The following is a 21184-nucleotide window of genomic DNA, read 5'->3' as shown; positions in this document are numbered from 1 at the left end:
TTGACTTTTACGGAAAACCTCGCAACTATCCGCAACCATGTTGTACGACGACGTATGACAAATAATAAAAACAACAACAGGGAGCGTCACAGTGAGCACACTCGTCTGCAATTCCGTTCGCACGTCCCGTATTTCCTTCCCCCGCCCGTGTTCCACCCTGAGTTTGATCGGCTGCAGCAGCCTCGCCCTGGTTTTGCCGATGAGCGCCGACGCCGAAGGCTTCCTCGAAGACAGCAAAGCCACGCTGAACCTGCGCAACGCCTACTTCAATCGCAACTTCGTCAACCCGAACTACCCGCAGGGCAAGGCTGAAGAGTGGACGCAAAACTTCATCCTTGATGCCAAATCCGGCTTCACCCAAGGCACCGTCGGCTTCGGTCTCGATGTACTGGGGATGTATTCGCAAAAACTCGATGGCGGCAAGGGCACCGGCGGTACGCAACTGTTGCCGATTCACGATGACGGGCGTCCGGCGGACAACTTCGGTCGCCTCGGCGTGGCGCTGAAGGCCAAGGTGTCGAAGACCGAATTGAAGGTTGGCGAATGGATGCCGGTGCTGCCGATCCTGCGCTCGGACGATGGCCGCTCGTTGCCGCAGACCTTTCGCGGTGGCCAGATCACCTCCACCGAAATCAACGGCCTGACCCTCTTCGGTGGGCAGTTCCGTGGCAACAGCCCGCGCAACGATGCCAGCATGGAAGACATGTCGATGAACGGCCGCGGCGCCTTCACCTCCGACCGTTTCAACTTCGGCGGCGGCGAGTACACCTTCAACGACAAGCGCACTCTGGTCGGCGTGTGGTACGCCGAACTCAGCGACATCTACCAGCAGCAGTATTTCAACCTCAGCCACAGCCAACCGCTGGGCGACTGGACGCTGGGCGCCAACCTCGGGTTCTTCACTGGCAAGGAAGACGGCAGCGCCCAGGCCGGCGACCTCGATAACAAGACTGCATTTGCCATGCTGTCGGCCCGCTATGGCGGTAACACCTTCTATGTCGGCCTGCAAAAACTCAGCGGCGATGACGCGTGGATGCGGGTCAACGGCACCAGCGGCGGCACCCTGGCCAACGACAGCTACAACGCCAGTTATGACAACGCCAAAGAGCGCTCCTGGCAGTTGCGGCATGACTACAACTTCGTCGCCCTCGGCATTCCCGGCCTGACCCTGATGAACCGTTACATCAGCGGCGACAACGTGCACACCGGGACGATTACCGACGGCAAGGAATGGGGCCGCGAGTCGGAACTGGGATACACCGTGCAGAGCGGGCCGCTGAAAAACCTCAACGTGAGATGGCGCAACGCGACGATCCGCCGGGACTTCAGCACCAATGAGTTCGACGAGAACCGGGTCTTTATCAGCTATCCGATTTCGTTGTTGTAAAGCCAGTACTCACACCGGGTTTCCCTGTGGGAGCGGGCTTGCTCACGAAGGCGTCGGGTCAGTCAATTCATCTTTCAATGACACACCGCTTTCGCGAGCAAGCCCGCTTCCACAAGGGGATTGCATTGCAACGAAGGCGTCGCGGTGATTGAAAAGTGAATGAGCCCCTTCCGTCATTTACCCCAAAAGTCGCGTTGACAAGTTCCGGAAAGCCTACCGATACTTCAGCGCAGTCATACGACAACCTACAACAAACCTAATAACAACGTGTAAGGGATTGCCATGACGTCTACCTCTATTCCCCGCGCCCCGTTCAACCGTCTGCTGCTGACCGGCGCTGCCGGTGGCCTGGGCAAAGTCCTGCGCGAACGTATGCGCCCTTATGCCCATGTCCTGCGCCTGTCGGACATCGCCGCCCTCGCCCCGGCCGTTGATGATCGCGAAGAAATCGTCCCCTGCGACCTTGCCGACAAACACGCCGTGCACCGACTGGTCGAAGGCGTCGACGCAATCCTGCATTTCGGCGGTGTCTCCGTGGAGCGGCCCTTCGAAGAAATCCTCGGCGCCAACATCTGCGGTGTCTTTCACATCTACGAAGCTGCTCGCCGCCATGGTGTGAAGCGCGTGATCTTCGCCAGTTCCAACCACGTCATCGGCTTCTACAAACAGGACGAGCCGCTCGACGCCAGCTGCGCCCGCCGCCCCGACGGCTACTACGGCTTGTCCAAGTCCTACGGCGAAGACATGGCCAGTTTCTACTTCGATCGCTACGGCATCGAGACCGTCAGCATCCGCATCGGCTCCTCGTTCCCCGAGCCGCAGAACCGCCGAATGATGCACACCTGGCTGAGCTTCGACGACCTCACGCAATTGCTCGAACGCGCGCTGTACACGCCAAACGTGGGCCATACCGTGGTCTACGGCATGTCCGCCAACAAGGACGTCTGGTGGGACAACCGCTTCGCCAGCCACCTCGGTTTTGAAGCCAGGGACAACTCCGAAGTGTTCCGCGAAAAAGTCGAAGCGCAGCCTATGCCCGCCGCTGATGACCCGGCGCGGATCTATCAGGGTGGCGCGTTCGTCGCGGCCGGCCCCTTCGGCGACTGACCACTCTGCCAACGACGCAAAGGAATGAGTATGCAAGCCGAATTGATCGTCGATGCTCGCAACGCCGTGGGCGAAAGCCCGGTCTGGGTGCCGCAGGAAAACGCGCTGTATTGGGTCGATATTCCCAACGGCGGACTACAACGCTGGAGCGCTGACACCGGCCATGTGCATGCCTGGAAAACCCCGCAAATGCTCGCTTGCATCGCCCGTCACAGCAGTGGCGGCTGGGTTGCCGGCATGGAGAGCGGCTTTTTTCATCTGCACCCGCACAGCGATGGCAGCCTCGACAGCGAATGGCTCGCCACCGTCGAACACGGCCGAGCAGGCATGCGCCTCAACGACGGTCGCTGCGACCGCCAGGGCCGTTTCTGGGCCGGCAGCATGGTGCTGAACATGGGCCTGAACGCATCCGAAGGCCGGCTCTACCGCTACGGCGCCGGGCAGTCTGGTGTAATCGAAGCGCAGCTCGACGGCTTCATCGTGCCCAACGGCCTCGGCTTCAGCCCTGACGGCAAGACGATGTACCTGTCCGATTCACATCCAGACGTGCAATTGATCTGGGCCTTCGATTACGACACCGAGACCGGCACCCCGTCGAATCGGCGGATCTTCGTTGACATGAAGCACTTCCCCGGCCGGCCGGATGGCGCTGCCGTGGATGCCGAAGGCTGCTACTGGATCTGCGCCAACGACGCCGGACTGATTCACCGTTTTGGCCCGGACGGGCGCCTCGATTTCTCGCTGGAAGTGCCGGTGAAGAAACCGACGATGTGTGCCTTCGGCGGCAGCCGCATGGACACCCTCTTCGTGACCTCGATTCGTCCCGGCGACGATCGCGATCCGCAATCCCTGGCCGGCGGCGTGTTCGCCCTCAACCCCGGGGTCAAAGGCCTGGAAGAACCGCTGTTCGACGATTCCCTGTAACACCCTCCTCTGCTGCACCGCTGCGCCTTGAACACAACAATAACAAGACTGGAGACTCACCCCCATGAACTTCAAACGCACCTTGCTGGCCGCTGCACTCCCGCTGATGTTCACCTTCACTGGCGCCGCCCAGGCCCTGCAACTCAAATTCGCTGACATCCATCCCGCCGGTTATCCCACCGTGGTGGCCGAAGAAAACATGGGCAAGACCCTGACCCGGGAAACCAACGGCGAGCTGACCTTCCAATACTTTCCCGGCGGCGTGCTGGGCTCGGAAAAGGAAGTCATCGAGCAGATGCAAGTCGGCGCGGTACAGCTGTCTCGCGTCAGCCTGGGTATCGTCGGCCCGGTAGTGCCGGATGTGAACGTGTTCAATATGCCGTTCATCTTCCGCGACCATCAACACATGCGTAACGTCATCGACGGCGCAGTGGGCGACGAGATCCTCGACAAAATCACCAACTCCGAATTCGGCCTCGTGGCTCTGGCCTGGATGGACGGCGGCACGCGCAACGTCTACACCAAGAAACCGGTACGCAAGCTCGAAGATCTCAAGGGCATGAAGATTCGTGTCCAGGGCAACCCGATGTTCATCGACATGATGAACGCCATGGGCGGTAACGGTATCGCCATGGACACCGGGGAAATCTTCAGCGCCTTGCAAACCGGCGTGATCGACGGCGCGGAAAACAACCCGCCGACCCTGCTCGAACACAACCACTTCCAGAACGCCAAGTTCTACAGCCTGACCGGTCACTTGATCCTGCCAGAGCCGATTGTGATGTCGAAAATCACCTGGGAAAAACTCACCCCGGATCAACAGGCGCTGGTCAAGACCGCCGCCAAGGCTGCCCAGGCTGAAGAGCGCGTGCTGTGGGACAAGAAGTCCGCTGCCAGCGAAGAAAAACTCAAGGCCGCTGGCGTCGAGTTCATCGAGGTCGACAAGAAACCCTTCTACGACGCCACCGCACCGGTGCGGGAAAAGTACGGTGCGAAGTACGCCGACCTGATCAAGAAAATCGAAGCCGTTCAGTAACGCCTCCCGCTCCGTCCTCATTAACCAGGCCCGGCGCACCTGATCACTCAGGCGCGCCCGGTTACGGTGGAACCCGATGAAGAATCTACTGCTGCGTATCAACGACAAGATCTACATGACGTGCATCTGGGTCGCCGGCCTTTCCGTCCTGGCGATTTCCCTGATGATTCCCTGGGGCGTGTTCGCCCGCTACGTGCTGGGCACCGGTTCGAGCTGGCCCGAGCCCACGGCGATCCTGCTGATGATGGTGTTCACCTTCATCGGTGCCGCCGCCAGTTACCGCGCCGGTGCGCACATGGCCGTGGCCATGCTCACCGACCGTATGCCACCCCGGCTGAGATCTGCGGCGGCGATATTCTCGCAACTGCTCATGGCGGCGATCTGCATTTTCATGACGATCTGGGGCGCCAAGTTGTGCATGTCCACCTGGAACCAGTTCATGGCGGCCCTGCCCGATCTGCGGGTTGGCGTGACCTATCTGCCGATTCCCGTGGGCGGCTTGCTGACGCTGGTTTTCGTCCTGGAAAAACTCTTGCTCGGTGACCAGAGCAAACGGCGGGTCGTGCAGTTCGATCTGGTTGAAGAAAGTGAAGGTGGCGCTTAATGGACGCTCTGATTCTGCTAGGCAGTTTTATCCTGTTGATCCTGATCGGCATGCCAGTCGCCTATGCGCTGGGCGCCGCCGCGCTGATCGGTGCATGGTGGATCGACATCCCGTTCCAGGCGGTGATGATCCAGGTCGCGTCGGGGGTGAACAAGTTCTCGCTGCTGGCCATTCCGTTCTTCGTCCTGGCCGGTGCGATCATGGCCGAGGGCGGCATGTCCCGGCGTTTGGTGGCGTGTGCCGGGGTGCTGGTGGGTTTCGTGCGCGGTGGCCTGTCGCTGGTCAACATTGTTGCTTCGACCTTCTTCGGCGCGATCTCCGGTTCCTCGGTGGCCGACACCGCGTCGGTGGGTTCGGTGCTGATTCCGGAAATGGAACGCAAGGGCTATCCTCGGGATTTCTCCACCGCGGTGACCGTCAGCGGCTCAGTGCAAGCCCTGCTCACGCCACCCAGCCATAACTCGGTGCTCTACTCCCTGGCCGCCGGTGGTACGGTTTCGATTGCCTCGCTGTTCATGGCGGGCATCGTGCCGGGGTTGCTGATGAGCGCCTGCCTGATGGTGCTGTGCCTGATCTTCGCGAAAAAACGCGACTACCCCAAGGGTGAAGTCATCCCGATGCGCCAGGCGTTGAAAATCGTCGGCGAAGCCCTCTGGGGCCTGATGGCGATGGTGATCATCCTCGGCGGCATCCTCTCGGGGATCTTCACCGCCACGGAATCGGCGGCCATCGCCGTGTTGTGGTCGTTCTTCGTGACCATGTTCATCTACCGCGACTACAAGTGGCGTGAACTGCCGAAGCTGATGCATCGCACGGTACGCACCATTTCCATCGTGATGATCCTGATCGGCTTCGCCGCAAGCTTCGGCTACATCATGACCCTGATGCAGATTCCGGCGAAAATCACCACGCTGTTCCTGACCCTGTCGGACAACCGCTACGTGATCCTGATGTGCATCAACGTCATGCTGCTGTTGCTCGGCACGGTGATGGACATGGCGCCGCTGATCCTGATTCTGACGCCGATCCTGATGCCGGTGATTCTCGGCATCGGTGTCGACCCGGTGCAGTTCGGCATGATCATGCTGGTCAACCTCGGGATCGGGCTGATAACACCGCCGGTGGGCGCGGTGCTGTTTGTCGGCTCGGCGGTGGGCAAGGTCAGTATCGAGAGCACCGTGAAGGCGCTGCTGCCGTTCTACGCGGTGCTGTTCCTGGTGTTGATGCTGGTCACTTACATCCCCGCCATTTCCCTGTGGCTACCGCATTTGGTGTTGTAACAACCTGAAAGATCGCAGCCTCGTTTCACTCGACAGCTCCTGCATGGGAATGCGATTCCTGTAGGAGCTGCCGAAGGCTGCGATCTTTTGATCTGCCAACATTCAGGCACGCAACAACATATACCCCGCCACCACCAGACACACGCTGGCAAACCCCACCTGCAACGTCCGCGCCGGCACCCGGGCGCAGAGTTTGCGGCCGATGATCATGCCGACGATGCTGGCCACGATAAACGCCGCGCCCTGAGCGTCGATGCGCACTCCGGCATGGAAGGAGCCGATCACGCCAATCGCCGAAATCAGGCTGATCACCATCAGCGACGTCGCGACAATTCCGCGCATTTGCACATCGGTCAGTTGCTTGAACGCCGGCACGATCAGGAAACCACCGCCAACGCCGAGCAAGCCCGAAACCACACCGGTCACAGCACCCAAAGCAGCGAGGGTCGCGGTGCATTTGGCGGTCCAGTCGAAACGCCCGGTCTGCTCATTGAGCATGCAGTTTTTCTGCCCCCAGCTCGCGTGGCCGTGGTCGCTCGGCCCCTCTTGCGCACGCTCGCGGCGCAGCATGCGCCAGGCCACCATGACCATCAGCAGACTGAAGAGGATCATCAGGATCTTCTCCGGCAACTGGTGCGCGAAATAAATGCCCAGCGGCGAAAACAGCGCACCGAGCGCGGCAATCAGCAACGCCGCGCGATAGCGCACCAGGCCATGACGCAAACCGTCGATCGCCCCGACTGCCGCCGCACTACCGACGGCGAACAACGCCACGGGCGCGGCCTGGGTCATGCTCCAACCCAAACCAAGCACCAGCGCCGGCACCGCGAGAATCCCGCCGCCCGCCCCGGTCAGCCCGAGAATCAGCCCCATCAACACGCCAAACAGACTTGCCAGCAACATAGGGAGTTCTCAGTCGACTTTGGACAAACCGGTCAGCCACTCGCGGCCCTTGAGCATGCCGTTCCAGTAGAACCACGGCAGCAGCGTCGCCTTGAGAAACCAGGCCGAGCGGCGCGGCACGGTCGCGTCAAGGGCGAAGGTCGGCAGCAACTTCCCGCCGTAACCGAACTCGGCGAGGATCACCTTGCCCCTCTCCACTGTCAGCGGGCACGAACCGTAACCGTCGTACTTCAGTGGCAGCGGTTGTTGTTTGCGCAGGGCCAAGAGGTTTTCGGCGACTACGACGACCTGCTTGCGCACGGCGGCAGCGGTTTTCGCATTGCTGGTGCCGCAGATATCACCGAGGCCGAACACCTCGGGGTAACGCGGATGCTGCAGGCTGTGCGGATTGACTTCGCACCAGCCAGCAGCGTCGGCCAGCGGGCTCTGGGCGATGAAATCCGGCGAGACTTGCGGCGGCACCACGTGCAGCAGATCGAAGGTTTTCGCCTGTGTGGTGAGGTTGCCGTCGGCGTCCTTGATCTCGAACCACGCGGTTTTCGCCAGGCCGTCGACCTTGACCAGGTTGGAGTTGAAGGCCAGTTGCGCGTTGTACTTTTCGATGTACTTCATTAGCGGCGGGACGAAGGTCGCGACACCGAACAGCGCGGGGCCGGCCAGGTTGAACTCGACATTGATGTTGTTCAGCACAGCGGTTTTACGCCAGTGATCGCACGACAGGTACAACGCCTTCTGCGGCGCGCCGGCGCATTTGATCGGCATCGCCGGCTGGGTGAACAACGCCTTGCCACCACGCAGTTTCTGCACCTGATCCCAGGTGTATTGCGAATGCTGATAGCTGTAGTTGGACGTTACGCCGTGCTGACCGAGGCTTTCCTGCAGGCCTTCGATCTTCTCCCAGGCCAGCCGCAGGCCGGGGCAGACGATCAGGTTCTGGTAAGTGACGCGGCGTTGATCGTTGAGGGTCAACTGGCGCATATCGGGATCGATACCGGTCACCGCCGCCTGAATCCAGGTGGCCTGACGCGGCATCACTTTGCTCATCGGCCGCACGGTGTCCTTGACGTCGTAGGCGCCACCGCCGACCAGCGTCCACGCCGGTTGGTAGTAATGCTGGGCGCTTGGCTCGATCACGGTGACTTTTAGAGTGGGATCACGCTTGAGCAGACTGGCGACGAAGCCGATGCCGGCGGTGCCGCCGCCGATGACCACGATATCGGCACTGATGGATGGGCCCCAGTGTTGATCGTTCATTGCTTGTTCCTTATTGCTGCATGCAAGGATTTCCGGCCATCGCACAAATCCATTGTAGGAGTGAGCCTGCTCGCGATAGCGGTATGTCAGTCTATGAAGATGTTGGCTGATACACCGCTATCGCGAGCAGGCTCACTCCTACAGAGATTGTGTGGTGGCTGACATTTATTGATGGCCCAGGCTTTTCAGCACCGCTCCGCAATACAACCCGGACAGGGTCTTCATCACCTGAATCACTTCAGGACTGGCCAGACCGTAAAAGATGTATTTGCCTTCGCGACGGGTCGCCACCAGCCCTTCATCGCGCAGGATGCCCAGTTGCTGGGACAGGGTCGGCTGGCGCACGCCGGTCATTTTTTCTAGCTCGCCGACGTTGCGCTCGCCCTGGGTCAGCTGGCACAGGATCAACAGGCGATCCTCATTGGCCAGCGCCTTGAGCAGCGCGCAGGCCTTGGAGGCGGACGCCCGCAACTGGGCGACTTCACATTCGGTCAGACTGGATTGCATTTGCACGATGCCTTCAACGTCACTTAAGCTGCGAACATTATGTTTTTAGATAAAGTGTTGCAACCCATTTCCCTGGTTCAGGTTGGTGACCATGCCCGCGCAGATTGAAGCTTTCCTCGACCCCGCCTCCTCGACCTACAGCTACGTGGTCTATGAAGCCGATGGCGGGCAGTGTGCAATCGTCGATCCGGTACTCGATTACGACGGCGCTGCCGGTCGCACCTGCACCGCGCAGGCCGACAAAATCATCGCCTTCGTCCGAGAACACCACTTGCAGGTGCAATGGCTGCTGGAAACCCACGCCCACGCCGACCACCTGTCCGCCGCGCCGTACCTGCGCCGCGAGCTGGGCGGCAAAATTGCGATCGGCCAGTCCATCAGCAAGGTGCAGAACGTGTTCAAGGCGCTTTTCAACCTGGAACCGGAATTCTGCGTTGACGGCTCGCAGTTCGATCACCTGTTCGCGCCGAACGAATCGTTCAAGATCGGTAACCTCAAGGCCACCGCCCTGCACGTCCCCGGCCACACTCCGGCAGACATGGCTTACCTGATCGACGGCGAACAGATCCTGGTCGGCGACACGCTGTTCATGCCCGATGTCGGCACCGCCCGCTGCGACTTCCCCGGCGGCAACGCCCATCAACTGTTCAACTCGATCCACAAACTGCTGGCCTTCCCGGCCAGCGTCAAACTCTACGTCTGCCACGACTACCCGCCCGAAGGCCGCGCGGCGCAATGCCAGACCACCGTCGGTGAGCAGCGTCTGAGCAATATTCATGTGCATGACGGGATCGATGAGGCGACGTTTGTCGAGATGCGCACCAAACGTGACGCCGGGTTGGGCATGCCAACGCTGTTGCTGCCGGCGATTCAGGTGAATGTGCGGGCGGGGAACATGCCGCCGGCCGAGGACAATGGTGTGGTTTATTTGAAAGTGCCGATCAACAAGCTCTAAAAGCAAAAGATCGCAGCCTTCGGCAGCTCCTACAGAAACACGGTTAATGCGTGCTCTGTGTAGGAGCTGCCGAAGGCTGCGATCTTTTGATCTTCAGGACCCGAGGGTCAACCCATTCGCCGGCAACGGCAACGCCGTCTTGTAGCGCACCTGCTTCAAGGCAAAACTCGAGCGGATATTCGCCACCCCCGGCACCTTGGTCAGAAAGTCCATCATGAACCGCTCCAGCGCCTGAATCGTCGGCACCAGCACCCGGATCAGATAGTCCGGGTCGCCGGCCATCAGGTAGCACTCCATCACCTCGGGGCGGTCGGAGATCGCCTCTTCGAAATGCTGCAACGCCTCCTCGACCTGCTTCTCCAGGCTGACATGAATGAACACATTCACATGCAGGCCCAGCAGATCGGCATCCAGCAGCGTCACCTGCTCGCGAATCAGCCCTAGTTCTTCCATCGCCTTGACCCGGTTGAAACACGGCGTCGGCGACAGATTCACCGAGCGCGCGAGGTCGGCGTTGGTGATGCGCGCGTTCTCCTGAAGGCTGTTGAGAATGCCGATGTCGGTACGGTCCAGTTTGCGCATGAGACAAAACCACCTGTTTTTTATGTTTATGCAGAATTTCTATCTGCAAATCGTCTCCAGCGCAACGAAACAGAGAGAAATATTCTTCTTGGCCGGGCCTATGATTGTTGTAGGACAAGATTTCTTTCACCCAAGAATGATTGCCAGCTCACTACAAGAAATTCACAAGATCGAGCGTAGAAGCCATGACCCAAGCGTATGAACCGCTGCGTCTGCACGTCCCTGAACCCTCGGGCCGCCCAGGCTGCAAAACCGACTTCTCCTATTTGCATCTGACCGATGCCGGCACGGTGCGTAAACCTTCCATTGACGTCGAGCCCGCCGACACCGCCGACCTGGCGCGTGGGCTGATTCGGGTGCTCGATGATCAGGGCAACGCCCTCGGCCCCTGGGCTGAAAACGTGCCGGTCGAGATCCTGCGCAAGGGCATGCGCGCCATGCTCAAGACGCGGATCTACGACAACCGCATGGTGGTCGCCCAGCGCCAGAAAAAAATGTCGTTCTACATGCAGAGCCTTGGCGAAGAAGCCATCGGCAGCGCCCAAGCCCTGGCCTTGAACATCGACGACATGTGCTTTCCGACCTACCGCCAGCAAAGCATCCTGATGGCCCGCGAAGTGCCGCTGGTCGACCTGATCTGCCAACTGCTGTCCAACGAGCGCGATCCACTCAAGGGCCGGCAGTTGCCGATCATGTACTCGGTCAAGGACGCCGGTTTCTTCACCATCTCCGGCAACCTCGCCACCCAGTTCATTCAAGCCGTCGGCTGGGGCATGGCCTCGGCGATCAAGGGCGACACGAAAATCGCCTCGGCGTGGATCGGTGACGGCGCCACCGCCGAATCGGACTTCCACACCGCCCTCACCTTCGCTCACGTTTACCGCGCGCCGGTGATCCTCAACGTGGTCAACAACCAGTGGGCGATCTCGACCTTCCAGGCCATCGCCGGCGGTGAAGCCACCACTTTCGCCGGACGCGGCGTCGGTTGCGGTATCGCCTCGCTGCGGGTCGATGGCAACGATTTCTACGCGGTCTACGCCGCTTCCGCCTGGGCTGCCGAACGCGCCCGGCGCAACCTCGGCCCGACCATGATCGAATGGGTCACCTACCGCGCCGGCCCGCACTCGACCTCCGACGATCCGTCGAAATACCGTCCTGCCGATGACTGGAGCCACTTCCCGCTGGGCGACCCGATTGCCCGCCTGAAGCAGCACCTGATCAAGGTCGGCCACTGGTCGGAAGAAGAGCACGCCGCCGTCAGCGCTGAGCTCGAAGCCGAAGTGATTACCGCGCAGAAACAGGCCGAACAGTACGGCACCCTCGCCGGCGGGCAGATTCCAAGCGCCGCAACCATGTTCGAAGACGTCTACAAAGAGATGCCGGAGCACTTGAAGCGCCAGCGTCAGCAGTTGGGGATCTGACATGAACGATCACAACAACAATATTCAGTTGGAAACCGCCATGACCACGACCACCATGACCATGATCCAGGCCCTGCGCTCGGCCATGGATGTGATGCTTGAGCGTGACGACAATGTGGTGGTGTTCGGTCAGGACGTCGGCTACTTCGGCGGCGTGTTCCGTTGCACCGAAGGCCTGCAGACCAAGTACGGCACCTCGCGCGTATTCGACGCACCAATCTCCGAAAGCGGCATCGTCGGCGTAGCTGTGGGCATGGGCGCCTACGGTTTGCGTCCGGTGGCCGAGATTCAGTTCGCCGACTACGTCTACCCGGCTTCCGACCAGATCATTTCCGAAGCGGCGCGCCTGCGTTATCGCTCGGCCGGCGAGTTCACCGCGCCGATGACCCTGCGCATGCCATGCGGCGGCGGCATCTACGGCGGTCAGACCCACAGCCAGAGCATCGAGGCGATGTTCACCCAGGTGTGCGGCTTGCGCACGGTCATGCCGTCCAACCCGTACGATGCCAAAGGCCTGCTGATCGCCTCCATCGAAAACGATGACCCGGTGATCTTCCTTGAGCCGAAACGCCTGTACAACGGCCCGTTCGACGGCCACCACGACCGTCCGGTAACCCCGTGGTCGAAACACCCGCAAGCCCAGGTGCCGGACGGTTACTACACCGTGCCGCTGGATGTCGCCGCGATCACTCGTCCGGGCAAGGACGTGACCGTATTGACCTACGGCACCACCGTGTACGTGTCGCAAGTTGCCGCTGAAGAAAGTGGCGTTGACGCCGAAGTCATCGACCTGCGTAGCCTGTGGCCGCTGGATCTGGAGACCATCGTCAAGTCGGTGAAGAAAACCGGCCGCTGCGTGGTGGTGCACGAAGCCACCCGTACCTGCGGTTTCGGCGCCGAGCTGGTGTCGCTGGTGCAAGAGCACTGCTTCCATCACCTGGAAGCGCCGATCGAACGCGTTACCGGTTGGGACACCCCCTACCCGCACGCGCAAGAGTGGGCGTATTTCCCAGGGCCGTCCCGAGTGGGCGCGGCGTTGAAACGGGTCATGGAGGTCTGAATGGGCACGCACGTTATCAAGATGCCGGACATCGGCGAAGGCATCGCAGAAGTCGAACTGTCGCAGTGGCACGTCAAGGTCGGCGACCTGGTGGTTGAAGACCAGGTGCTGGCGGACGTGATGACCGACAAGGCAATGGTCGATATTCCATCGCCGGTCCACGGCAAGGTGATTGCGCTCGGCGGTCAGCCGGGTGAAGTGATGGCGGTCGGCAGTGTGCTGATCAGCATTGAAGTTGAAGGCGCCGGGAATCTGAAAGAGTCCGCCGCGCCAGCACCGGTTGCTGCGCAAGAGCCGCCTGCTGCTCCGAAAGTTGAAACAGTTGCCGAGAGCAAACCTGCCGCTGCTGCTGGGCCGCGCCCGGCACCGGTTTGCCAGGGCCCGATGGTTGCCCGCGAGGCCGATGAACGTCCGCTGGCCTCGCCGGCCGTGCGCAAACATGCGCTGGATCTGGGCATTCAATTGCGTCTGGTGCGCGGTTCCGGCCCGGCCGGTCGTGTGCTGCACGAAGACCTCGAAGCCTATCTGGCGCAAGGTCAGTCGAACGCTTCGGCGCCGGCAGCTGCCGCGTACGCCCAGCGTCACGATGAAGAACATATTCAGGTTATCGGCATGCGCCGCAAGATTGCCCAGCGCATGCAGGACGCCACCCAGCGTGCCGCACACTTCAGCTACGTCGAGGAAATCGACGTTACCGCGATTGAAGAACTGCGCGCGCATCTGAATGAAAAACACGGCGCCAGCCGTGGCAAGTTGACCTTGCTGCCGTTCCTCGTCCGCGCACTGGTCGTCGCCCTGCGTGACTTCCCGCAGATGAACGCCCGTTACGACGACGAAGCCCAGGTCATCACCCGCCTCGGCGCAGTGCATGTCGGTGTCGCCACGCAAAGCGATGTCGGCCTGATGGTGCCGGTGGTGCGTCACGCCGAAGCGCGCAGCCTGTGGGACAGCGCCGCCGAGATCTCGCGTCTGGCCAACGCCGCGCGCAATGGCAAGGCCAGCCGCGATGAATTGTCCGGCTCGACCATCACCCTGACCAGCCTCGGTGCGCTGGGCGGCATCGTCAGCACCCCGGTGCTGAACCTGCCGGAAGTGGCTATCGTCGGCGTGAACAAAATCGTCGAACGGCCGATGGTCATCAAGGGCCAGGTGGTGATCCGCAAGATGATGAACCTCTCCAGCTCCTTCGATCACCGCGTGGTCGACGGCATGGACGCGGCGCTCTTCATCCAGGCCATTCGTGGCTTGATCGAACAACCCGCAACCCTGTTTGTGGAGTGACGCCATGCAAACCTTGAACACCACGCTGCTGATCATCGGCGGCGGCCCCGGCGGTTACGTCACGGCGATTCGCGCCGGACAACTGGGCATTTCGACGATTCTGGTCGAAGGCCAATCGCTGGGTGGCACTTGCCTGAACATCGGCTGCATTCCGTCCAAAGCGTTGATTCACGTGGCCGAGCAGTTTCACCAGACACAACATCACAGTCAGCATTCTGCGCTGGGTATCAGCGTTTCGGCGCCGAGTCTCGACATCGGCAAAAGCGTCGAGTGGAAGGACGGCATCGTCGATCGCCTGACCACCGGCGTCGCCGCACTGCTGAAAAAGAACAAGGTCCAGGTCATCAATGGCTGGGCCAAAGTCATCGACGGCAAAACCGTGGAAGTCGGCGATACGCGGATTCAGTGCGAGCATCTGGTGCTGGCCACCGGTTCGACCAGCGTCAACCTGCCGATCCTGCCAATCGGCGGGCCGATCATCTCCTCCACCGAAGCGCTGTCGCCGAAGTCCGTGCCCAAACGTCTGGTGGTGGTGGGCGGCGGTTACATCGGTCTGGAGCTGGGCATTGCTTACCGCAAGCTCGGCGCCGAGGTCAGCGTGGTCGAGGCGCAGGATCGTATCCTGCCGGCCTACGATGCCGAGCTGACCCAACCGGTCCACGAAGCACTGAAGCAACTGGGCGTGAAGCTCTATCTCAAGCACAGCGTGCTGGGTTTCGACGGCACCTTGCAGGTGCGTGAGCCGAACGGCGACACCCTCAATCTGGAAACCGATCAGGTGCTGGTGGCAGTCGGGCGCAAGCCGAATACGCAGGGCTGGAACCTTGAAGCGCTGAACCTGGACATGAACGGCTCGGCGATCAAGATCGACAGCCGCTGCCAGACCAGCATGCGCAACGTCTACGCCATCGGCGACCTCAGCGGCGAGCCGATGCTCGCCCATCGCGCCATGGCTCAGGGCGAAATGGTTGCCGAGCTGATCAGCGGCAAATCCCGCGAATTCAACCCGACCGCCATCGCCGCCGTGTGCTTTACCGACCCGGAACTGGTGGTGGTCGGCCAGACCCCGGACGAAGCCAAGGCTGCCGGGCTGGACTGCATCGTTTCCAGCTTCCCGTTCGCTGCCAATGGCCGGGCGATGACCCTGGAATCAAAAAGCGGCTTCGTGCGGGTGGTCGCGCGGCGCGACAATCATGTGATTGTCGGCTGGCAGGCGGTCGGGGTTGGCGTGTCGGAGTTGTCGACCGCGTTCGCGCAAAGCCTGGAAATGGGTGCGCGCCTCGAAGACATCGGCGGCACCATTCATGCGCATCCGACCCTGGGTGAAGCGGTGCAGGAAGCGGCGTTGCGTGCTTTGGGGCATGCGTTGCACCTGTGATGGTGGGTGGCTGTAATGGCCCCTTCGCGAGCAGGCTCGCTCCCACAATGGGAATGCATTTCAAATGTGGGAGCGAGCCTGCTCGCGAATTCTCAGGCGCAACCGGAATTATCTGTCTGTCATCCGATAGTCCGGGCTGCGAAACCGCTCAAGAATGAAGTATTGTTGTGCCCATCCAAAAAACGTCAGAAGCCTTGAACCGTTTCGACGGTTGTTCAGTGATAGAGGGTGTCATGGGTAACGAGAGCATCAATTGGGACAAGCTGGGTTTTGACTACATCAAGACCGACAAACGCTATCTGTCGTACTTTCGCAATGGCGAGTGGGACAAAGGCACCCTGACCGAAGACAACGTGCTGCACATCAGCGAAGGCTCGACTGCCCTTCACTATGGCCAGCAGTGCTTCGAAGGCCTGAAGGCTTATCGTTGCAAGGACGGCTCGATCAACCTGTTCCGTCCTGACCAGAACGCCGCGCGCATGCAACGCAGCTGCGCTCGCCTGCTGATGCCGCACGTGTCGACCGAGCAGTTCATCGAAGCGTGCAAGGAAGTGGTTCGCGCCAACGAGCGCTTCATCCCGCCATACGGCACCGGCGGCGCGCTGTACCTGCGTCCGTTCGTGATCGGCGTGGGTGACAACATCGGCGTGCGTACCGCGCCGGAGTTCATCTTCTCGGTATTCGCGATCCCGGTCGGCGCCTACTTCAAGGGCGGCCTGACTCCGCACAACTTCCAGATCTCCAGCTTCGACCGCGCCGCCCCACAAGGCACTGGTGCGGCCAAGGTCGGTGGCAACTATGCCGCCAGCCTGATGCCGGGCTCCCAGGCCAAGAAAGCGCACTTCGCTGACGCCATCTACCTGGATCCGCTGACTCACAAGAAGATCGAGGAAGTCGGTTCGGCCAACTTCTTCGGTATCACCCACGACAACAAGTTCATCACCCCGAACTCGCCGTCCGTGCTGCCAGGCATCACCCGTCTGTCGCTGATCGAACTGGCGAAAACCCGTCTGGGTCTGGAAGTGATTGAAGGCGACGTGCTGATCGACAAACTGTCGGACTTCAAGGAAGCCGGCGCCTGCGGTACCGCGGCGGTGATCACCCCGATCGGCGGGATCAGTTACAACGACCACCTGCACGTGTTCCACAGCGAAACCGAAGTCGGCCCGGTCACCCAGAAGCTCTACAAAGAGCTGACTGGCGTACAGACCGGCGACATCGAAGCGCCAGCGGGCTGGATCGTCAAGGTTTGATCCTCTCGCGTTAATCGCTAGAAATGTGTGCCCCCTAAAGGGCACACATTTCTTCTGCACCCGTTTTACTCGCGATCAAGTAATGACTCGTGAAGTCCTCTTGCACGGAAGCCCCATCATGGAACGATACATCTTACCGAGTGTTGTAAATCGCGGCCTTCATCGTCTAGTTACGGGTTCATTGGGCTTTGGAAATCTTCTGCCACCTCAAGCAATTTGTTTGGGAACAGTACCTCAGAGCGAACAGATTCGTGAAGTTGCGGAGCTGCTCAGCCATGAACTAAAAATCCCACTCTCAGATGGCTTATTGAAAAAAATAGCGGGAATCCCGCCCTGCGCCTGCTACTTGCTGGGCGAATCCAGAGAGGCAAGCGAAGATTATTTATGGGGCCACAAAGCAACTAATAATGTTTTTATCAGAGGAATATTCTCTGCATTGGCATTTGCCGAGCTGGAATTTTGTGAGCGTGACTTACCTCAAAACTCACACGAGGAAAGGTTAACAGGGCATTTACTAAGCAAAATGTACTCCAGCGTACTTTTTTGCTCTGACTCGCTGACTTCATTTTCAAAAGAACTTTATGGCGAGGAGGTGCCCGTAAACGTCGCCTATCACGACCTTTCGGCAAACAATAGAGAAAAGGTAACAGGCAGTGACTTTGGCATCATTGTTCATACCAACCTACCTGGAGAGAGGGAGCGCGTACAGGCTGTGGCTTTTCAAGCAAAAAAACTTTATGACAAAAAGGCGTACTTGCCTATTGCACAAGCCTCCGCGCAGACCAACTACTTTGCCGACGGCGCTTATACCTGCCTGTATGATGTAAGTCAAAAAAAAGATCTTCTCAAACTCCCTCCTGCAATTCTCCAAACGAAACACGCTAGCCGAGCGCCTAAAACTCAACATAACTACGCGATAAATCGCAAAGACCTTCCGCCAGCGACAACCGCACTGTCGTTATTTTTGATAAAAATAATTCAAAACGAAAACATGAACATTGGGGCGAAAACCTTCAATTCTCTAGCGCAAGCAGCGGCATTTATGAGAGGAACGCCAGCCAGCAGAGAAACAAACGATATATCAAGAGTTCTTACCATCTCAATTGGACGGATGACAAACCAACAAGAGTTGAATAGCCTGACTGATCTTTTCCCGCCTACCCCTTCAGAAGAGCCACGCTTGAATGATCTCTGATCCTGACAGTTTTTTCAGGCTCTTAGTTTGTTCATGCTAATCGTGAGATTGACTGAGGCTAAACACTCATCCGGGACCTCGCTCCTCTAGCGACGAGCGAGTTTCAATGCTCTTTAGTACAACCCGCTTGCCTCCTCGCCCCGCAATACCGCTCGCCTGTCCGTTCTGCTGCTTGCCCGTGCGCGCCTGGGTAATCAGCCCGGGAATCAACTCCCCTTCCGGCAGATTCTTCCAGAACCGCACCGGCAAATGCCCTTGCATGACCTTCTCGTTCAACCGCGCCGGATTGAAGATGTGGCTGTAATAGGTCAGCCATAGCTCGCCATGCGGGTCATCGACGTTCTGCGCCAGTTGCTGCCATTCCACCGGGCACTGGCGCTGATGAATCAACTGTTCGCCATCGTAATAAACCCCGTCACGCGGCGTGGCGATCAACCAGCGATGCCGGCCCATGCGTCCGATGAAATGTTCGCTGGCACTGTGCAGGATGTCGTGGGCAGGTTCGTGCCACGCGACGTATTGCGGGCCTGGCTGATCCTGCGGGCGTTCGATGAAACGCACGAACGCATGCAAATGGTGGGCTTCGCGCTGCACCTGCTTGATCCGCCGCTGCAACTCGCTGCCAAGCTTGTCGCCGGCCATCATCGCCGTGCGGTCGCCATGGCTGACTCGCCACAGCACTTCATACAACAGACTCCAGCGCTGGTCGCCCCGGTAGCGCGCGGCTTGCTCCAGGGTATCGAGCAGTGCACGGGGGATACGTGCCTGAAACGGCCCCTGCCCCTCCGGTACCGAGACGTCACTGGCAAACAGATCGCTCACCCCTTCCGACGCCCAGCTCACCAGACTCGGGTCGACTTCATGGCTGAGCAGCCAGCGTGCCTGCTGGCGCCAGGTGTCGAACAGGTCGTCGCAATCGAGATTGATCATCCCCACAACCCCATCTGCTGCGGCTGCGGCCGGTCGCGCAGTTGCTGATAGAGCATGTGGCTGGTGACTTCGGCCTGTTGCGGGTGGTAGTCGCTGGTGATGATGAACGGCTTGGCCTTGGCCAGCACACAACGCATGCGCGCCACATCTTCGTAGCGGATGCGCCGTTGCTGGCGCAATTGCACCAGACGTTCGGTGGTACGCAGACCGATGCCGGGGATTCGTGCGATCAGCGACGGCTCGGCGCGATTCAGGTCCAGCGGAAACACCTCGCGATTCTGCAGCGCCCAAGCCAGTTTCGGGTCGATGTCCAGCGCTAGATTACCCGGGCCCTTGAGCAGCTCATCGGCGCTGTAGCCGTAACTGCGCAAGAGGAAATCGGCCTGATACAACCGGTGTTCGCGCATCAGCGGTGGCGCGGCCAGTGGCACGCTTTTCGGGCTGTCGGGAATCGGGCTGAAGGCCGAATAGTAGACGCGCCGCAAGCGGTAGTTGCCATACAGCGACTGAGCGCTGTGCAGGATCGTGCTGTCGTCGGTGTCATCGGCGCCGACAATCATTTGCGTGCTCTGCCCGGCGGGAGCGAATTTTGCCGAACGCGGTTCGTTGAGCACCGTTTGTACGCCGGTGTAAATGGTGTTGATTGCCTGCTTGATCGAACCAATCTGCTTCTCCGGCGCCAGGGTTTGCAGGCTGGCGTCGGTGGGCAGTTCGATATTGACGCTGAGGCGATCGGCGTAGCGCCCGGCCTCCTCGATCAATGCCGGATCGGCCTCGGGAATGGTCTTGAGGTGAATGTAGCCGCGAAACTCGTGCTCTTCGCGCAACAGCTTTGCCACGCGTACCAGTTGCTCCATGGTGTAATCCGCCGAGCGGATGATCCCGGAGCTTAGAAACAGCCCGCTGACGCAGTTGCGCCGGTAGAAATCCAGAGTCAGCGTGACCACTTCCTCGGGGGTGAAACGTGCACGCGGCACATCGCTGGAGCGGCGGTTGACGCAGTACTGGCAGTCGTAGAGACAGAAATTGGTCAGGAGGATTTTCAGCAGCGACACGCAACGGCCGTCCGGCGTGTAGCTATGGCAGATACCCATGCCATCGGTCGAGCCCAACCCGCTCTTGGCCTCGGAGCTGCGCTTGGGCGCACCGCTGCTGGCGCAGGAGGCGTCGTACTTGGCGGCGTCGGCGAGAATGCTGAGCTTGTCGATGATTTGCATGGCGCGGGCTCTTTACTGTGTGGATATACAGTATAGGTCCGAGCACGGGGTTACAAGGTGGTAGAAGCGCACCTCGTCGGGCAGAAGCTCAAGATCAAAGGATTGCAGCCTTCGCCGGCTCCTACAGAGATTGGGCAGGGTCGAGAATTAGCGGGTGTACGCGATTACTGTAGGAGCTGCCGCAGGCTGCGATCTTTTGATCTTCGCGTCTAAAGGCAACTCAAGACCAAACCGCTTACCCATTTCCTTTCGCCCCGCCACGGTGAGCGCCAACGCCCGACTATCAAGATCCTGCGTCACCCACTTGCGTTTCAATGCCATCTGCAACAACGCCGCGCCCAACGAACCGCCCAGATGCGGCCGGCGCATGCTCCAGTCCAGGCACGGGCAAGCAAACTTGCGGCGCAAGGTACTCAAGTCCTGCACCTCAATTCCCAAGCTCGCAAACAACGCGTCGCCGGTGCCGCTCAAGCGATAAACCCGCTCGTCGGTTTCCACCAGCCACCCCGCCTCGAGCAAACGGTCGTGGAGCAACACCGCCAGCGTGCCGGCCATGTGGTCGTAGCAGGTGCGGGCGAATTGCAGGCGATCCGGGGTGTGCGGCTTGAAGCTAGGTGCGGCGTTCTGTCCGATCACCATCAACGCTTCCAGCGCCTGAGCCACGCGCTGATCGGCGAGGCTGTAATAACGATGGCGGCCCTGCACGTGCAGGCGCACCAGTGTCAGATCCTTGAGCTTGGCCAGATGTGCACTGGCGGTGGAGGCGCTGACTTCCGCCACGGCCGCTAATTCAGTGCTGGTGCGGGCGTGGCCGTCCATCAGCGAGCAGAGAATTTTCGTGCGTGCCGGTTCGGCGATGGCGGCCGCCACCTGCGAAACGCCGATGTCTTGATGTTCTGCGTGCATATTT

The 21184-nt window shown here is 60.1% G+C and carries 20 protein-coding genes; 13 read left to right on the top strand and 7 right to left on the bottom strand.

The window, feature by feature from the left end:
* Positions 1-91 precede the first annotated feature (91 nt).
* The 6 genes from ACOYXG_RS10605 to ACOYXG_RS10580 all read left to right on the top strand — a co-directional run bounded on the left by ACOYXG_RS10605 (position 92) and on the right by ACOYXG_RS10580 (position 6338).
* A complete protein-coding gene (locus tag ACOYXG_RS10605; RefSeq protein ID WP_285374970.1) occupies positions 92-1387 on the top strand; it encodes an OprD family porin in 1296 nt (431 codons plus the stop codon).
* A 282-nt stretch (positions 1388-1669) separates the two neighbouring features.
* Positions 1670-2494, top strand: a complete 825-nt coding sequence (locus ACOYXG_RS10600) for an NAD-dependent epimerase/dehydratase family protein (protein WP_460357543.1) — start codon at positions 1670-1672, stop codon at positions 2492-2494.
* A gap of 30 nt (positions 2495-2524) precedes the next feature.
* Positions 2525-3418: an SMP-30/gluconolactonase/LRE family protein gene (locus tag ACOYXG_RS10595; protein WP_460357540.1), complete on the top strand. Its 894-nt coding sequence runs from the start codon at positions 2525-2527 to the stop codon at positions 3416-3418.
* 64 nt (positions 3419-3482) lie between these two features.
* Entirely contained in the window at positions 3483-4454 is a 972-nt protein-coding gene (locus ACOYXG_RS10590) for a TRAP transporter substrate-binding protein (protein WP_135295485.1), read from the top strand.
* A 76-nt stretch (positions 4455-4530) separates the two neighbouring features.
* Complete coding sequence (locus ACOYXG_RS10585; protein ID WP_285374960.1) at positions 4531-5058, top strand: TRAP transporter small permease; 528 nt, start codon at positions 4531-4533, stop codon at positions 5056-5058.
* On the top strand, positions 5058-6338 hold the full coding sequence (locus ACOYXG_RS10580; RefSeq protein WP_027613212.1) for a TRAP transporter large permease: 1281 nt from the start codon (positions 5058-5060) through the stop codon (positions 6336-6338). Before ACOYXG_RS10585 ends, ACOYXG_RS10580 begins: the two co-directional genes overlap by 1 nt.
* Positions 6339-6440: 102 nt before the next feature.
* On the opposite strand, the gene ACOYXG_RS10575 is transcribed toward ACOYXG_RS10580, so the two are convergent.
* The 3 genes from ACOYXG_RS10575 to ACOYXG_RS10565 all read right to left on the bottom strand — a co-directional run bounded on the left by ACOYXG_RS10575 (position 6441) and on the right by ACOYXG_RS10565 (position 9002).
* The gene (locus tag ACOYXG_RS10575; protein ID WP_103369163.1) at positions 6441-7241 is read right to left on the bottom strand and encodes a sulfite exporter TauE/SafE family protein; all 801 of its coding nucleotides are present in this window, start codon (positions 7239-7241) and stop codon (positions 6441-6443) included.
* Positions 7242-7250: 9 nt separating this feature from the next.
* The gene (locus ACOYXG_RS10570; RefSeq protein WP_460357535.1) at positions 7251-8495 is read right to left on the bottom strand and encodes an NAD(P)/FAD-dependent oxidoreductase; all 1245 of its coding nucleotides are present in this window, start codon (positions 8493-8495) and stop codon (positions 7251-7253) included.
* A 165-nt stretch (positions 8496-8660) separates the two neighbouring features.
* Positions 8661-9002, bottom strand: coding sequence for an ArsR/SmtB family transcription factor (locus ACOYXG_RS10565; RefSeq protein ID WP_007965280.1), 342 nt, complete (start codon positions 9000-9002; stop codon positions 8661-8663).
* Positions 9003-9093: 91 nt separating this feature from the next.
* On the opposite strand from ACOYXG_RS10565, the gene ACOYXG_RS10560 reads away from it, so the two are divergent.
* Positions 9094-9957 carry an MBL fold metallo-hydrolase gene (locus tag ACOYXG_RS10560; protein WP_097088015.1) on the top strand — a complete coding sequence of 288 codons (864 nt, stop codon included), beginning with the start codon at positions 9094-9096 and terminating at the stop codon, positions 9955-9957.
* 93 nt (positions 9958-10050) lie between these two features.
* On the opposite strand, the gene bkdR is transcribed toward ACOYXG_RS10560, so the two are convergent.
* Positions 10051-10539, bottom strand: coding sequence for a Bkd operon transcriptional regulator BkdR (gene bkdR, locus ACOYXG_RS10555; RefSeq protein ID WP_027613216.1), 489 nt, complete (start codon positions 10537-10539; stop codon positions 10051-10053).
* A gap of 185 nt (positions 10540-10724) precedes the next feature.
* On the opposite strand from bkdR, the gene ACOYXG_RS10550 reads away from it, so the two are divergent.
* The 6 genes from ACOYXG_RS10550 to ACOYXG_RS10525 all read left to right on the top strand — a co-directional run bounded on the left by ACOYXG_RS10550 (position 10725) and on the right by ACOYXG_RS10525 (position 18127).
* Positions 10725-11960, top strand: coding sequence for a 3-methyl-2-oxobutanoate dehydrogenase (2-methylpropanoyl-transferring) subunit alpha (locus ACOYXG_RS10550; protein ID WP_097088017.1), 1236 nt, complete (start codon positions 10725-10727; stop codon positions 11958-11960).
* Between the two features lies 1 nt (position 11961).
* On the top strand, positions 11962-13020 hold the full coding sequence (locus tag ACOYXG_RS10545) for an alpha-ketoacid dehydrogenase subunit beta (RefSeq protein ID WP_003224000.1): 1059 nt from the start codon (positions 11962-11964) through the stop codon (positions 13018-13020).
* A complete protein-coding gene (locus ACOYXG_RS10540; protein WP_097088018.1) occupies positions 13021-14301 on the top strand; it encodes a dihydrolipoamide acetyltransferase family protein in 1281 nt (426 codons plus the stop codon).
* A gap of 4 nt (positions 14302-14305) precedes the next feature.
* On the top strand, positions 14306-15679 hold the full coding sequence (gene lpdA, locus ACOYXG_RS10535) for a dihydrolipoyl dehydrogenase (RefSeq protein ID WP_097088020.1): 1374 nt from the start codon (positions 14306-14308) through the stop codon (positions 15677-15679).
* Positions 15680-15912: 233 nt separating this feature from the next.
* On the top strand, positions 15913-16932 hold the full coding sequence (locus tag ACOYXG_RS10530; RefSeq protein WP_027613221.1) for a branched-chain amino acid aminotransferase: 1020 nt from the start codon (positions 15913-15915) through the stop codon (positions 16930-16932).
* Between the two features lie 118 nt (positions 16933-17050).
* Positions 17051-18127 (top strand): hypothetical protein, encoded by a 1077-nt coding sequence (locus tag ACOYXG_RS10525; protein ID WP_143503082.1) that lies wholly within the window; start codon positions 17051-17053, stop codon positions 18125-18127.
* 66 nt (positions 18128-18193) lie between these two features.
* Here the strand turns inward: ACOYXG_RS10525 and ACOYXG_RS10520 are convergent, their stop codons facing one another.
* The 3 genes from ACOYXG_RS10520 to ACOYXG_RS10510 form a co-directional block, all read right to left on the bottom strand.
* Positions 18194-19057, bottom strand: coding sequence for a TIGR03915 family putative DNA repair protein (locus ACOYXG_RS10520; RefSeq protein WP_096795900.1), 864 nt, complete (start codon positions 19055-19057; stop codon positions 18194-18196).
* Complete coding sequence (locus tag ACOYXG_RS10515; RefSeq protein ID WP_460357527.1) at positions 19054-20274, bottom strand: putative DNA modification/repair radical SAM protein; 1221 nt, start codon at positions 20272-20274, stop codon at positions 19054-19056. The genes ACOYXG_RS10520 and ACOYXG_RS10515 overlap by 4 nt, the downstream gene beginning before the upstream one ends.
* A gap of 147 nt (positions 20275-20421) precedes the next feature.
* A complete protein-coding gene (locus tag ACOYXG_RS10510) occupies positions 20422-21180 on the bottom strand; it encodes an ArsR/SmtB family transcription factor (protein ID WP_460357524.1) in 759 nt (252 codons plus the stop codon).
* Positions 21181-21184: the final 4 nt, after the last annotated feature.

The sequence above is a fragment of the Pseudomonas sp. G3-39 genome, assembly GCF_054790485.1.
This window is presented reverse-complemented; position numbering and strand designations above follow the sequence as displayed.

Coding starts and splice junctions, on each gene's coding strand:
- ACOYXG_RS10600 (WP_460357543.1), top strand. CDS start 1,670: ATGACGTCTACCTCTATTCCCCGCGCCCCGTTCAACCGTCTGCTGCTG.
- ACOYXG_RS10545 (WP_003224000.1), top strand. CDS start 11,962: ATGAACGATCACAACAACAATATTCAGTTGGAAACCGCCATGACCACG.
- ACOYXG_RS10595 (WP_460357540.1), top strand. CDS start 2,525: ATGCAAGCCGAATTGATCGTCGATGCTCGCAACGCCGTGGGCGAAAGC.
- ACOYXG_RS10520 (WP_096795900.1), bottom strand. CDS start 19,057: ATGATCAATCTCGATTGCGACGACCTGTTCGACACCTGGCGCCAGCAG.
- ACOYXG_RS10565 (WP_007965280.1), bottom strand. CDS start 9,002: ATGCAATCCAGTCTGACCGAATGTGAAGTCGCCCAGTTGCGGGCGTCC.
- ACOYXG_RS10590 (WP_135295485.1), top strand. CDS start 3,483: ATGAACTTCAAACGCACCTTGCTGGCCGCTGCACTCCCGCTGATGTTC.
- ACOYXG_RS10560 (WP_097088015.1), top strand. CDS start 9,094: ATGCCCGCGCAGATTGAAGCTTTCCTCGACCCCGCCTCCTCGACCTAC.
- ACOYXG_RS10585 (WP_285374960.1), top strand. CDS start 4,531: ATGAAGAATCTACTGCTGCGTATCAACGACAAGATCTACATGACGTGC.
- ACOYXG_RS10515 (WP_460357527.1), bottom strand. CDS start 20,274: ATGCAAATCATCGACAAGCTCAGCATTCTCGCCGACGCCGCCAAGTAC.
- ACOYXG_RS10540 (WP_097088018.1), top strand. CDS start 13,021: ATGGGCACGCACGTTATCAAGATGCCGGACATCGGCGAAGGCATCGCA.
- ACOYXG_RS10570 (WP_460357535.1), bottom strand. CDS start 8,495: ATGAACGATCAACACTGGGGCCCATCCATCAGTGCCGATATCGTGGTC.
- lpdA (WP_097088020.1), top strand. CDS start 14,306: ATGCAAACCTTGAACACCACGCTGCTGATCATCGGCGGCGGCCCCGGC.
- ACOYXG_RS10510 (WP_460357524.1), bottom strand. CDS start 21,180: ATGCACGCAGAACATCAAGACATCGGCGTTTCGCAGGTGGCGGCCGCC.
- bkdR (WP_027613216.1), bottom strand. CDS start 10,539: ATGCGCAAACTGGACCGTACCGACATCGGCATTCTCAACAGCCTTCAG.
- ACOYXG_RS10525 (WP_143503082.1), top strand. CDS start 17,051: ATGGAACGATACATCTTACCGAGTGTTGTAAATCGCGGCCTTCATCGT.
- ACOYXG_RS10575 (WP_103369163.1), bottom strand. CDS start 7,241: ATGTTGCTGGCAAGTCTGTTTGGCGTGTTGATGGGGCTGATTCTCGGG.
- ACOYXG_RS10530 (WP_027613221.1), top strand. CDS start 15,913: ATGGGTAACGAGAGCATCAATTGGGACAAGCTGGGTTTTGACTACATC.
- ACOYXG_RS10550 (WP_097088017.1), top strand. CDS start 10,725: ATGACCCAAGCGTATGAACCGCTGCGTCTGCACGTCCCTGAACCCTCG.
- ACOYXG_RS10580 (WP_027613212.1), top strand. CDS start 5,058: ATGGACGCTCTGATTCTGCTAGGCAGTTTTATCCTGTTGATCCTGATC.